This is a genomic window from Streptomyces flavusporus (assembly GCF_046267975.1).
GTDB lineage: Bacteria > Actinomycetota > Actinomycetes > Streptomycetales > Streptomycetaceae > Streptomyces > Streptomyces flavusporus.
On sequence record NZ_CP176503.1, the window covers coordinates 6,394,989 to 6,408,076 of the forward strand.

Below are 13,088 nucleotides of genomic sequence, written 5' to 3' on the forward strand. Positions count from 1 at the left end.
ATCCCCCTCGCCGTCCTCCTGCGCCATCGAGGTGACCTGGCTGGAAAGCCGCCCCTTCCCCGGGGCGGCACGCCTCACCCCCGCGGCACCCCCGAAGACCCCCGCACCATCAACTCCCCCCGCACCGTCGCAATCCCCCCGGGCGGCGGCTCCTCCCGCCCCATGGCGATCCGCCCGGCCCGCGCCCCCGCCTGCGCGAGCGGCAGCCGCACCGTCGTCAGCGAAGGCACCGCGTCGATGCTGAACGGCAGGTCGTCGAAGCCGGCCACCGAGACGTCCGCCGGGATCCGCAGCCCCGACTCCCGCAGCGCCGCGCACGCCCCCAGCGCGACGGAGTCGTTCGCGGCGACGACGGCCGTCAGGGACGGGTCCCGGCGCAGCAGCTCCAGGGTGGCCTCGTAGCCGGACCGGCGGTCGTAGTGGCCGTGGACCGTCCAGCGCGGGTCCTCCTGGATTCCCGCCGCCTCCAGCGCCGCCCGATGCCCCTCCAGGCGGTGGCGGGTGGTGGTGCGCTCCTCCGGGCCCGCGATGTAGCCGAGCCGCCGGTGGCCGAGGCCGATCAGGTGCTCGGTCAGCTGCCGGCCCCCTCCCCGGTTGTCGAAGGTCAGCGCGACCGCCTGGGTGTCCGGCGCCGGCGGCCGGCCGCACAGCACCACCCGCGTCCCGGCGTCCGCCAGTTTCCGCAGCTTCGCGGACACCGCCGCCACATGCGAGGCGTCCTCGATCGCGCCGCCGGTCAGGACGACCGCCGCGGCCCGCTGCCGCTGGAGCAGGGTGAGGTAGGTCAGCTCGCGCTCCGGGGAGCCGCCCGTGTTGCAGACGACGGCCAGCCGCTCACCGCCCGCGCGCCCGCCCGGCCCGCCGATCTCGGACTGGATCGCGCTCGCCATGATCCCGAAGAAGGGGTCGGCGATGTCGTTGACCAGGATCCCGACCAGGTCGGAGGTCGCGGCGGCGAGCGCGCTGGCAGGGCCGTTGAGCACGTAGTCCAGCTCGTCGACCGCCTTGAGCACCCGCTCCCGGGTGGAGGCGGCCACCGGGTAGTTCCCGTTCAGCACGCGCGACACCGTCGCGGGCGAGACCTGCGCGCGGGCCGCCACGTCCGCCAGGGTCACCGTCATCTCGTCGTCCTCCGGTCGCGCGTCTTGTCGTACGTCGTCATACACGTGCGGTGCTCGTACGTCGTCATACACGTGCAGTGCACTGGCCACGGTTTCGTCCAGACCATAAGGCCCAGCACCCCGCTTGTTCGCCCCCTCGAACAACTCGGGACGGTCACGGCCTTGTCTCGACCACTGGTCAGAGGCTAGCTTCTCACTAGATAGAAAGCGCTTGCTGTGCGGCTTACCAGTAGCACCGGTGACCTCAGTGAATCCAGGGAATCCAGACGCTCAACGGGGCGGACCAGACGCCCACGAAGGGAACGACGTGACACGCAAGACGGTGCGTATCGCCATGAACGGTGTGACCGGGCGCATGGGCTACCGCCAGCACCTCGTCCGCTCCATCCTGGCCATCCGCGAACAGGGCGGCCTCGACCTCGGCGACGGCACCGTGCTGTGGCCGGAACCGATCCTCCTCGGCCGCCGCGAGCACGCCCTGAAGGCACTCGCCGAGAGGCACGGCCTGGAACACCTCTCCACGGACGTGGACGCTGTCCTCGCCGACGACACCGTGGACATCTACTTCGACGCCCAGGTCACCTCGGCCCGCGAGGAGGCCATCAAGAAGGCGATCGCGGCCGGAAAGCACATCTACACGGAGAAGCCCACGGCCACCGGACTCGAGGGTGCCCTGGAGCTGGCCCGCCTGGCGGCCGGGAAGGGCATCAAGCACGGCGTCGTCCAGGACAAGCTCTTCCTCCCGGGCCTGCTGAAGCTCAAGCGGCTCATCGACGGCGGCTTCTTCGGCCGGATCCTGTCCGTGCGCGGCGAGTTCGGCTACTGGGTCTTCGAGGGCGACTGGCAGCCCGCCCAGCGCCCCTCCTGGAACTACCGCGCCGAGGACGGCGGCGGCATCGTCGTCGACATGTTCCCGCACTGGGAGTACGTCCTGCACGAACTGTTCGGCCGGGTGCGGTCCGTCCAGGCCCTGACCGCCACCCACATCCCGCAGCGCTGGGACGAGAACGGCAAGCCCTACGACGCCACCGCCGACGACGCCGCGTACGGCATCTTCGAGCTGGAGGGCGGCGCGATCGCCCAGATCAACTCGTCGTGGGCCGTGCGCGTCAACCGCGACGAGCTGGTCGAGTTCCAGGTGGACGGCACGGAGGGCTCGGCGGTCGCCGGCCTGCGCAACTGCCGCGTCCAGCACCGCAGCGCCACCCCCAAGCCGGTCTGGAATCCGGACATCCCGGCCACGTACTCCTTCCGCGACCAGTGGCAGGAGGTGCCGGACAACGCCGAGTTCGACAACGGCTTCAAGGCCCAGTGGGAGCTGTTCCTCAAGCACGTCTACGCCGACGCCCCCTACCACTGGGACCTGCTCGCCGGCGCCCGTGGCGTCCAGCTCGCCGAGCTGGGCCTCAAGTCCACGGCCGAGGGCCGCCGTATCGACGTACCGGAGATCGCGCTGTGACCATCCGACTCCCTGACACCTCCGGCGAGTTGCGGACCTACGAGCCCCGCACCGAACCTCTCGCGCTCACTCCCGGCGCGGGTTTCTCCTCCCGCACGGTCTTCTCCGCGGCCCACGTGGTCGCCGATCCGTTCGCCGACGTCACCCCCGACTCACCGGCCGCCGTCGACTGGGACGCCACCCTCGCCTTCCGCCGCCACCTGTGGTCCCACGGGCTCGGCGTCGCCGAGGCGATGGACACCGCCCAGCGGGGGTTGGGCCTGGACTGGGCGGGCGCGGCGGAGCTGATCCGCCGGTCGGCGGCGGAGGCCCGTGGCGTGGGCGGACGTATCGCCTGCGGCGTCGGCACCGACCAGATCACCGGCCCGGCATCCCTCACCGAGGTCCGGGCGGCCTACGAGGAGCAGCTCGCGCTCGTCGAGGAGTCGGGCGCGCAGGCCATCCTCATGGCGTCCCGGGCACTCGCGGCGGCGGCCCGGGGCCCCGAGGACTACCTGGAGGTCTACGGCCACCTCCTGCGCCAGTGCGCCGAGCCGGTGATCCTGCACTGGCTGGGCCCGATGTTCGACCCGGCGCTGGAGGGCTACTGGGGGTCGGGCGACCTCGACGCGGCGACCGAGACGTTTCTGGAGGTCATCGCCGCCCACCCCGACAAGGTGGACGGCATCAAGGTCTCCCTTCTGGACGCCCAGCGGGAGATCGACCTGCGCCGCCGCCTCCCGGACGGCGTCCGCTGCTACACGGGCGACGACTTCAACTACCCCGAGCTGATCGCGGGCGACGAGCAGGGCTTCAGCCACGCCCTGCTCGGCATCTTCGACCCGCTGGGGCCGCTGGCGGCCGAGGCGGTACGGGTCCTGGACACGGGTGATGTCAAGGGCTTCCGTGAACTCCTCGACCCGACCGTCGAGTTGTCCCGCCACCTCTTCCAGGCCCCGACCCGCTTCTACAAGACCGGCGTGGTCTTCCTGGCCTGGCTGGCCGGCCACCAGTCCCACTTCACGATGGTCGGCGGCCTGCAGTCGGCCCGCTCCCTCCCGCACTTCGCCCGCGCCTACGAACTCGCCGACGGCCTGGGCCTGTTCCCGGACCCGAGGCTGGCGAAGGACCGGATGAAGAACCTGCTCGCACTGTACGGAGTGACCCAGTGACCGGTGACCTCTCCCGCTTCTCCATCAACCAGATGACGGTGAAGCAGCTGTCGATGCCGGAACTGGTCGAGGCGTGCGTCGAGCTGGAGGTCCCCGGGGTGGGCCTGTGGCGCGAGCCGGTCCGGTCGTACGGCCTGGAGGCGACGGCGAAACTGGTCCGGGACGCGGGCCTGACGGTGACGACGCTGTGCCGTGGCGGCTTTTTCACCGCGATCGACCCGGACGAGCGTGCCCACGCCCTGGCCGACAACCGCCGCGCCGTCGACGAGGCCGCCACCCTCGGCACCGACACCCTCGTCCTGGTCTCCGGCGGCCTGCCGCCCGGCTCCAAGGACCTGCACGGCGCCCGGGAGCGCATCGCGGACGCGCTGGCGGAGCTGGGCCCGTACGCCGAGTCCCACGGCGTACGCCTGGCCATCGAGCCGCTGCACCCGATGTACGCAGCCGACCGCTGCGTGGTCTCCACCCTCGCCCAGGCCCTGGACCTCGCGGAACGCTTCCCCGCGCACCAGGTCGGGGTCACGGTGGACACGTACCACATCTGGTGGGACGACACCGCTCCCGCGCAGATCGCCCGCGCGGGCGCCGGCGGCCGTATCCACACCTTCCAACTCGCCGACTGGACCACCCCGTTGCCGGAGGGTGTCCTCAACGGCCGCGGTCAGATCGGCGACGGTGCGATCGACATGCGGGAGTGGAAGGGCTACGTCGAGGCGGCCGGGTACACCGGCCCCATCGAGGTCGAGCTGTTCAACGAGGAGCTGTGGGCCCGGGACGGACGGGAGGTGTTGGCGGAGACCGCCCGGCGGTTCGTGGAGCACACCGCGTAGGGATTACCGGGTGGCCCGCCCGTAGCGGAATGCGGGTCACCCGGGGGTCGGCCGCCGACGTCACTCGTGCCGGTCGGCTTCCTGAGCTGCGCGTTCCAGCTGGTCTCGATAGTTCTCCCACCACGCCGCGTCGCCCGGCGGCATGCTGTCGTTGCCCTTGTTCATCCCGACGGCACCGTCCGTGAGTTCCCGGACGATGTCGGCCTGCCCGGCGTGCCGGTGCGTGTCGGCGATCACGCGCACCACGGCATGATGCAGCGTCACTTCGTTTCTGTCGGCCGGCCACCACGGCACCTTGCCGACCGTGTCCAGCGGCAGCGCGTCGATCGTCGCGTCCGCGTGCGCCCACGCCCGGCGGTAGAGCTGCACGATGTACTCGCGTGACTCGTCGGCGGTGGCCCACATGTCCCCGTTGGTCCGAGCCGCGTCTTCGAGCCAGGGCAGCGGCTCGCCGGACGGCCGTCCGAAGGTGTCGCCGAGGTAGCCCAGTTCCACGGTGGCCACGTGTTTCACCAGGCCCAGCAGGTTCGTGCCGGTCGGCGTCCGCGGGCGGCGGATGTCGTACTCCGAGAGTCCTTCGAGCTTCCAGAGCACGGCATCGCGGGCGGACTGCAGGTAGAAGTGGAGGTCTGCCTTGGGATCCGATGCGGTCATGGGGCCAGTCTGCCGCTCGCGCGATCTGTGTCCACTGCCTTTGCCTGCCCGGTAGCGTGGCGATCATGGCGGACTGGGATGTTCGGCAGGCGTCGGCGTCGGACGTCGAGGCGGTGGCCGAGTTGCGTGCCGTGGTGCTGCGGGCGGATCTGGAACGGCTCGGGCGGTACGACGAGCAGCGGGTGCGGCAGCGGCTGCGGAACGGATTCGACCCGGCCCACACCTGGGTGATCGAGGTGGGCGGTGTGTTCGCCGGCTGCGTGGCGCTGCGACCGGCCGAGGACGCCCACTGGCTGGAGCACTTCTACCTGGCCCCGCACCTTCAGGGCAGCGGTATCGGTTCGGGCGTGCTGCGCGAGCTGCTGGAGCGGTGTGACCGCCGCGGTGTCCTCGTCCGGTTGAACGTGCTGCAGGGCAGTCGGGCCCAACAGCTGTACGAGCGGCACGGGTTCACGGTCGAGTCCGAGGATCCGGTGGACGTGTTCATGGTGCGCCACCTGGACTGATGGTCATGTCCGGCAGCAGCCCGGCGTGCGGTGCCGGTCGTCGACGCCGATACGACGACATCGGTACCGCACGCCGGTCCCCCCGGTGCTTCCCCGCCGTGCACGCCCTTCAGCTGTGCACACGCGCAAGGATGACAAGGACGGGCCCTTGATTCCTTGGCCGCGCGTGCACGGATCTTGATAATTCCTGCATATCGTCATGCGTTCCGGCGCTGGTCGTGGTGCCGGTAGTCCCTCGGCGTCGTCCCGTAGGCGCGGCGGAAGAGCCGGCTGAAGGTCGCGGGGTCGCCGAAGCCCCAGCGGGCGGCCACGGCCTGGATGGAACGGCCGTGCAGGCGCGGATCGGCCAGGTCGCGGCGGCAGCGTTCCAGGCGGCGGTGCCGGATCCAGGCCGCCGGTGTCGCGCCCTCCTCCGCGAACAGCTGGTGGAGGTGGCGCACCGAGATGCCGTGGGCGGCCGCGACGGTGGCGGGGGACAGGGACGGATCGCCGAGGTTCCGGTCGATGAAGTCCCGGATGCGTACGTGCAGGGCACGTCGGCGTGACTCCGGGGTCATCGCGTCCTCGACGTCCAGGCAGCGGCCGAGCACGGTGACGAGCAGGTCCGTCGTCACCGACGCCAGCGCGGGGGCGTCGGCCGGCGTGAACTCGTCGGCGCGGGCGGCGACATCGGCCAGCCAGCGGTACAAGGCCCCGCCCATGCCGTGGCCGAGCGGGACCGGTGCGGCCAGCACCCGGCGGATCGTCCTCGGCGGCAGCGGCAGCAGAGCGTGGGGGAGCGTGACGACCACGCACGACAGGGGCGCGGACACCTCGGTGAGCCGTGCCTCGTACGGCAGACTGCTGTCGACGAGGACGAGGTCACCTCTGCGGAACGTGCTCTCGCGTCCGTCCTGCGCGGCGCACCCCTCGCCCCTGAACTGACAGTTGACCTGGAAGACCTCCGGGTCGGACCGCCGGATGCCCCGGGCCGTGCGCACCGTCTCCAGCTGCGGGAAGCGCAGTTCGGCGATCTGTACGTCGCCGAGCGGCAGTACCCGCATCGTCGCGAGGAAGTCGTCCTCCCGCTCGCTGCGCAGCAGGTTGGGCAGGTGGGTCCGCCCGGCGATGTCCTGCCACAGGTCCCACCGCTCGCCGGCCGGCACGACCTCGGTCCGGAACTCCTGCACCAGCATGAGAACAGGGTAGGGAGGCGGGGCCGGAAAAACCCGGAGAGAATTCGAAGGGACAGTGCAGCCCTTCCCGGACCCAAGCAGCCGTGGGCGTCAGAAGAACACCCCGCACCGCAGCAGCACATTCGCGTACGGCCGGGCCTCCCCGGTCCGCACGACCAGCCGGGCGCCCGCCGACAGCTCCTTGAGCCGCTCGTGGGAGACCAGCGTCAGCTCGGGGAAGTGGCCGTCCAGCAGCGCTGATGCCGCCGGGTTGGCTTCCCGCACCTCGGTCGCGGCCGTCGCGCCCTCGATCACCAGCTCGGCCAGCAGGCCGTCGAGGACCTCGGCGAAGGACGGGACTCCGGCCCGGAAGGCCAGGTCGACGACGCGCGGCCCGCCGGGTATCGGCATACCGGCGTCGCACACCAGTACCCCGTCGCCGTGGCCCAGTTCGGCCAGCGCACCGGAGAGATGACGGTTCAGGATTCCGGCCTTCTTCACAGCGCCGCGACCTCTTCCGCGGTCGGGAAGGACTCCTGCGCGCCCTGCTTCGTGACGGCCGCCGCCCCGACGCGGGCCGCGTACGCCGCCGCCTCGGCGAGGGACGCGCCCGCGCCCAGCTTCCAGGCCAGCGCCGCGGTGAAGGAATCGCCCGCGCCGGTGGTGTCCACGGCGTCCACCTTCACGGACGGCACCCGCGTCACGCCCTCCGCGGAGGCCACCAGCGAGCCCTCGGCTCCCAGTGTCACGACCACCGAACGCGGGCCGCGCGCCAGCAGGATCCGCGCCCAGTCCGCGGGGTCGTCGCCGACCAGGGCGTCGCCCAGGATCACCTTCGCCTCGTGCTCGTTCAGGATCAGCGGATCGCAGGCCGCCAGCACCTCCTGCGGCAGCGGCCGCGGCGGGGACGGGTTCAGCACGAACCGGCTGTCGGGCCCCAGGCTCCGTACCGCCTCCACGACTGTCTCCAGCGGGATCTCCAGCTGCGCCGACACCACCCGCGAGGCGTGGAAGAGGCTGCCCGCCGCCCGCACGTCCTCGGGCGTGAGCTTCCCGTTCGCCCCCGGCGACACCACGATGCTGTTGTCGCCGGACGGGTCCACGGTGATCAGCGCGACGCCGGTCGGCGCGCCGCCCACCAGGACGCCCACCGTGTCGACGCCGGCCGCCCGCTGCGAGTCGAGCAGCAGCCTGCCGTGCGCGTCGTCGCCGACCCGGGCCAGCAGGGCCGTACGGGCACCGAGCCGGGCGGCCGCGACCGCCTGGTTCGCGCCCTTGCCGCCCGGATGGACGGCCAGGTCGGAGCCGAGCACCGTCTCACCGGCCGCCGGCCGCCGCTCGACCCCGATCACCAGGTCGGCGTTGGCCGACCCTACGACCAGCAGGTCGTAGTCGTACATCAATGTCTCCCCTGGTAGGTGACTTGAGGCGGGCGCCCGAACCGAGGGGCGCCCGCCTGTTGCCCGGTGTCAGCCGCCGAAGCCGGCCACGTTCTCCTTCGTGACCACCTTCACCGGCACCTTCACCGTCTCGCTGACCTTCTCGCCGTCGGCGGCCCGCAGCGCGTTGTCCACCGCAATCCTGCCCAGTTCCCTGGGCTGCTGCGCCACCGACGCGTACAGCGTGCCCGCCTCGACCGCCTTCAGCCCGTCCGGCGTGCCGTCGAAACCGACGACCTGGACCGACTTCCCGGCCTTCGATCCCAGCGCCTTGATCGCGCCGAGCGCCATCTCGTCGTTCTCCGCGAAGACGCCGTCGATGTCCGGGTGGGCCTGGAGCAGGTTCGTCATCACGTCGAGGCCCTTGGTGCGGTCGAAGTCGGCGGGCTGCTTGGCGACGACCTTGATGCCCGGGTAGGCCTTCAGGCCCTCGGCGAAGCCGGCGCCGCGCTCCCGGCTGGCGGAGGTTCCGGCCTGGCCCTGCAGGATCACGATCGTGCCCCGGCCGCCGAGCTTCTCGGCGAGTGCCTTGGCGCCCAGTTCGCCGCCCTCGACGTTGTCGGAGGCCACCAGGGCCGCCGTGTCCGCCTTGTTGACGCCTCGGTCGACGCCGACGACGGGGATGTCCGCCTTGTTGGCGGCCCGTACGGCCGGACCGGCCGCGTCCGAGTCCACCGGGTTCACGATGATCGAGGACAGGCCCTCGCTGGTGAAGTTCTGCAGCTGGTTGGCCTGCTGCGAGGCGTCGTTCTGCGCGTCGGTGACGGTGAGGTCCACGCCGAGCTTCTTCGCCTCCGCCTCCGCACCCGCCCGGATCTGCACGAAGAACGGGTTGTTGAGCGTGGACAGCGACAGCCCGACCTTCTGCGTCGTCGACGAGGAGCCGCTGTGCAGCAGCGAGGTCGCGCCCACGATCGCCGCGGCGACCACGGCGGCGAGTACGTACGTCAGCGCCTGCTTGCCCTTGTTGCCGCCACCGGCCCCGGCCGGTGCCGCAGTCGCCCCCGCCTTGCGCCGCACCGTGTCGAGCAGCACCGCCAGCGCGATCACGACACCGATGACGACCTGCTGCCAGAAGGCGGACACGGACAGGAGGTTGAGGCCGTTCCTCAGCACCGCCAGGATCAGCGCACCGATCAGCGTGCCGGACGCCTTGCCGGTACCGCCCGCGAGCGAGGCACCGCCGATGACGACCGCGGCGATCGCGTCCAGCTCGTAGCCCTGCGCGGCCTGCGGCTGCGCGGAGGACAGCCGGGAGGCGAGCACGATACCCGCGGCCGCGGCGAACAGCCCGGAGAAGGCGTAGATCGCGAGCTTCTGCTTCTTCACCCGCAGCCCCGACAGCCGGGCCGCCTCCTCGTTGCCGCCGATCGCGTACATGGAGCGCCCGATGTACGTCCGGCCGAGCACGAACGCCGTGATCAGCCCCATGACGATCATCACGAGCACCGGCACCGGCAGCCAGCCGCCGAGCGTGTCACCGAGGTGCGACACCGAGTCCGGGAAGGCGATCGGCGAGCCCTGCGAGATGACCAGCGACAGACCGCGGGCCACCGACAGCATGGCCAGCGTCGCGATGAACGGTGGCAGCTTCCCGTACGAGATCAGGAAGCCGTTGACCAGGCCGGCCGCGATGCCGGTCCCGATCGCCAGCAGTACCGCCAGCACGACCGGGACGCCCTCGTTGGTGGCGCTCCAGGCGAGCACGGTGGCGGAGAGGGCGGCCACCGAACCGACCGACAGATCGATGCCCGCCGAGACGATCACGAAGGTGACGCCGAAGGCGAGGATCGCGGTGACGGCGGCCTGGACGCCGATGTTGAGCAGGTTGTCCGTCGTCAGGAAGTCGCCGGACAGCGCCGACAGCGCGATGACGAGGACGATGAGAGCGGTGAGCGCGCCGTTGTCGAGCAGCAGCCGGCGCAGTCCGCCGGAGGCGCCACCCGCGCCCGCCGTGCTCTTGAGCGTGTCAGTGGCCACGGGAGGCCTCCGTTTCAGTCGTAGGAGTGCTGACGGCGAGCGCCATCACGGCGTCCTGGGTCGCCCGGTCGGCGGGGAGTTCGCCCGCGATCCGGCCCTGCGCCATCACCAGCACCCGGTCGCTCATACCGAGCACCTCGGGCAGATCGCTGGAGATCATCAGGACGGCGGCGCCGGCGGCCGTCAGTTCGTTGATGAGTTGGTAGATCTCGACCTTGGCGCCGACGTCGATACCGCGCGTCGGCTCGTCGAGAATGAGCACCTTCGTGTCCGCGAGCAGCCACTTGCCGATGACGACCTTCTGCTGGTTGCCGCCGGAGAGGGTGCGCACATGCTGGCCGAGGCCCGCCATGCGCACCCCGAGCTGCCCGGCGATCCGGGCGGCGGCCGCACGCTGGCCCTTGAGGTCGACGAGCCCGCCGCGGGTGGCCGAACGGAGCGTCACCAGGCCGAGGTTCTCCTCGACGGAGGCGTCCAGTACCAGCCCCTGCCCCTTGCGGTCCTCGGGGACGAGCCCGATCCCGGCGGACATGGCGGCGCCCACGTCATGGCGCCTGAGCTGCGCGCCCGCGACCTTCACGGCCCCCTCGTCGTAGGGGTCGGCCCCGAACACGGCCCGTACGACCTCCGTACGGCCGGCGCCCACGAGGCCTGCGATGCCGACGACCTCACCGGCGCGCACCTCGAAGCTCACGTCGTGGAAGACGCCGTCCCTCGTCAGGCCCTCCACCTTGAGGAGGGCCTCCCCGGTGTCGGTGCGCTCCCGTGGGTACTGCTGCTCGATCGACCGTCCCACCATGAGGCGTACGAGCTCGTCCTCGGGCGTGGCGGCGGGGACCTGCCCGACGCTCCTGCCGTCGCGGATGACGGTGACCCGGTCGCCGAGGGCGGCGATCTCCTCCAGGTGATGGGTGATGAAGACGATCCCGACCCCGTCCGCACGCAGGGCGCGCACGATGGAGAAGAGCTTCTCGACCTCCTCGGAGGTGAGGACGGCGGTCGGCTCGTCCATGATCAGCACACGGGCGTTCAGACTGAGCGCCTTGGCGATCTCGACCATCTGCAGGCGTGCGATGCCGAGTTCACGCACCCGCGCGCGCGGGGACACGTTGACGCCGACCCGCTTCAGCAGTTCGGCGGCCTCGGCCTCCATCCGCTTGCGGTCGATCATCCCGAGCCGGCGCGGCTGCCGCCCGAGGAAGATGTTCTCGGCGACGGTCAGGTCGGGAACAAGATTGAATTCCTGGTAGATGGTGGCGATCCCGAGTCGCTCGGAGTCCTGCGCGCCGTGGATGCGCACCTGCTCACCACCGACCAGGATCCGCCCGGAGTCGGGCGTGTAGGCACCGGACAGCATCTTGATGAGCGTGCTCTTGCCGGCGCCGTTCTCGCCGAGCAGCACATGCACCTCGCCCCGGCGCAGATCGAAGTCGACGCCGTCGAGGGCGACCACACCGGGGAATGTCTTGCGTATGCCTTCGATGCGCAGCAGCTCGTCCGGGTTGCTCACGGCTGCCTCCTGTTCGTTGCGGGGGACGGCTCTTGGGGAGCGGACTCGCCGCACGAGCGGCGTACGACGAGACGGGCGGGGAGGGTGACGGACTGCGGGGGCCGGCCCTCGATCCGGTCGACCAGCGCACGGACGGCGGCCCGCCCCAGCTCACCGGTCGGCTGGGCGATCGCGGTGATCGGCGGATCCGTGTGCACGAACCAGCGGATGTCGTCGAACGCGGCGAGCGCGATGTCGTCGGGAATCCGCAGCCCGCGCGCGCGTACGGCGTCCAGCGCGCCGAGCGCCATCAGGTTGTCGGCGGCGAAGACGACCTCGGGCGGCTCGGCCAGCTCCAGAAACCCCTCGGTGACCCGACGCCCGCTGTCGGCCTGGAAGTCGCCCTGGCCTATATAGGCGTCGGGGAGGGGAAGCCCGTACTCGGCCATGGCGTCCCGGAAGGCCTCGACGCGCTCGCTGCCGGTGGTGGTGGCGGCGGGCCCGGCGATGATGGCGAGCCGCCGGTGCCCCAGCCCGTGCAGATGCGCGACGAGATCCCGTACGGCGGCCCGGCCGTCCGCCCTGACGACGGGCACGTCGACCCCCGGGATCCACCGGTCCACGAACACCATGGGCGTCCCGGCGCGCGCGGCGTCCAGCATGAGCGGGGAGCCGCCGTCGGTGGGGGAGACGAGCAGTCCGTCGATCCGGCGATCGAGCAGGGTCCGTACGTGATGGTCCTGCAACTCGGGCCGCTCATCGGCGTTCCCGATGATGACGCTGTACCCGAGGGCGCGGGCCTCCTCCTCGACGGAGCGGGCCAGTTCCGTGAAGTACGGGTTCAGTACGTCGCTGATGACCAACCCGAGGGTCCGGGTCTGATCGGTGCGCAGCGAACGGGCGACGGCGTTCGGCCGATACCCCAGTGTCTCGACGGCGGCCAGCACACGCGCGCGTGCGTCCGTGCTCACCGACGGATGATCGTTCAGGACGCGCGACACCGTGGCGACGGATACCCCCGCCTCGGCGGCAACGTCCTTGATACTCGCCATCGCCGCTTCCACCTCCTCGTGGAATCGATTACACGAAGGATTGGAAACGATTACACCCGCGTTGGCAAGAGTCCGTGACCGGATCGTGATGGTCCCGCTCGGATGAGCGCCAGCAAGGGTCGTCGGCCTTGTCCCGGCGTCGTGTCAGACCCCCGCTGTACCTTCGGATCATGTCCAATCAGGCGGGGACTTCCACGGACGAGCGACGACTGGCCGTGCTCGAAGGCGTGCTGGAGCGGATCACATGGTTTTG

Annotated in this window: 12 protein-coding genes; 4 read left to right on the forward strand and 8 right to left on the reverse strand. The window is 71.2% G+C overall.

Translation table 11 applies throughout. From position 1 onward, the window contains the following. Positions 1-74: 74 nt before the first annotated feature. A complete protein-coding gene (locus ACKTSN_RS30245; protein ID WP_409474961.1) occupies positions 75-1,121 on the reverse strand; it encodes a LacI family DNA-binding transcriptional regulator in 1,047 nt (348 codons plus the stop codon). Between the two features lie 307 nt (positions 1,122-1,428). Between ACKTSN_RS30245 and ACKTSN_RS30250 the strand changes: the two genes are divergently transcribed. Genes ACKTSN_RS30250 through ACKTSN_RS30260 form a run of 3 tightly spaced genes read left to right on the forward strand, consistent with a single transcriptional unit; the run spans position 1,429 to position 4,561 of the window. Then, entirely contained in the window at positions 1,429-2,580 is a 1,152-nt protein-coding gene (locus ACKTSN_RS30250) for a Gfo/Idh/MocA family protein (protein WP_409472001.1), read from the forward strand. Next, complete coding sequence (locus tag ACKTSN_RS30255) at positions 2,577-3,731, forward strand: dihydrodipicolinate synthase family protein (RefSeq protein ID WP_409472002.1); 1,155 nt, start codon at positions 2,577-2,579, stop codon at positions 3,729-3,731. Before ACKTSN_RS30250 ends, ACKTSN_RS30255 begins: the two co-directional genes overlap by 4 nt. 32 nt (positions 3,732-3,763) lie before the next feature. Then, entirely contained in the window at positions 3,764-4,561 is a 798-nt protein-coding gene (locus ACKTSN_RS30260) for a sugar phosphate isomerase/epimerase family protein (protein ID WP_409474962.1), read from the forward strand. A 60-nt stretch (positions 4,562-4,621) separates the two neighbouring features. Here ACKTSN_RS30260 and ACKTSN_RS30265 read toward each other — a convergent pair whose 3' ends face one another. Next, complete coding sequence (locus ACKTSN_RS30265; protein ID WP_409472003.1) at positions 4,622-5,215, reverse strand: DinB family protein; 594 nt, start codon at positions 5,213-5,215, stop codon at positions 4,622-4,624. A gap of 65 nt (positions 5,216-5,280) precedes the next feature. Here ACKTSN_RS30265 and ACKTSN_RS30270 point away from each other — a divergent pair, with 65 nt between their 5' ends. Continuing rightward, positions 5,281-5,721 (forward strand): GNAT family N-acetyltransferase, encoded by a 441-nt coding sequence (locus ACKTSN_RS30270; protein WP_409472004.1) that lies wholly within the window; start codon positions 5,281-5,283, stop codon positions 5,719-5,721. A 197-nt stretch (positions 5,722-5,918) separates the two neighbouring features. On the opposite strand, the gene ACKTSN_RS30275 is transcribed toward ACKTSN_RS30270, so the two are convergent. From ACKTSN_RS30275 to ACKTSN_RS30300, 6 genes are all read right to left on the reverse strand, one after another. Continuing rightward, complete coding sequence (locus ACKTSN_RS30275) at positions 5,919-6,896, reverse strand: helix-turn-helix domain-containing protein (protein ID WP_409472005.1); 978 nt, start codon at positions 6,894-6,896, stop codon at positions 5,919-5,921. Between the two features lie 90 nt (positions 6,897-6,986). Continuing rightward, on the reverse strand, positions 6,987-7,376 hold the full coding sequence (rbsD, locus tag ACKTSN_RS30280) for a D-ribose pyranase (RefSeq protein ID WP_224738040.1): 390 nt from the start codon (positions 7,374-7,376) through the stop codon (positions 6,987-6,989). Further along, complete coding sequence (locus tag ACKTSN_RS30285; RefSeq protein WP_409472006.1) at positions 7,373-8,275, reverse strand: ribokinase; 903 nt, start codon at positions 8,273-8,275, stop codon at positions 7,373-7,375. Before ACKTSN_RS30285 ends, rbsD begins: the two co-directional genes overlap by 4 nt. A 69-nt stretch (positions 8,276-8,344) precedes the next feature. Next, a complete protein-coding gene (locus ACKTSN_RS30290; RefSeq protein WP_409472007.1) occupies positions 8,345-10,294 on the reverse strand; it encodes an ABC transporter permease/substrate-binding protein in 1,950 nt (649 codons plus the stop codon). Further along, positions 10,284-11,804, reverse strand: a complete 1,521-nt coding sequence (locus ACKTSN_RS30295) for a sugar ABC transporter ATP-binding protein (RefSeq protein ID WP_409472008.1) — start codon at positions 11,802-11,804, stop codon at positions 10,284-10,286. The genes ACKTSN_RS30290 and ACKTSN_RS30295 overlap by 11 nt, the downstream gene beginning before the upstream one ends. After that, positions 11,801-12,835, reverse strand: coding sequence for a LacI family DNA-binding transcriptional regulator (locus ACKTSN_RS30300; protein WP_409472009.1), 1,035 nt, complete (start codon positions 12,833-12,835; stop codon positions 11,801-11,803). Before ACKTSN_RS30300 ends, ACKTSN_RS30295 begins: the two co-directional genes overlap by 4 nt. Positions 12,836-13,088: the final 253 nt, after the last annotated feature.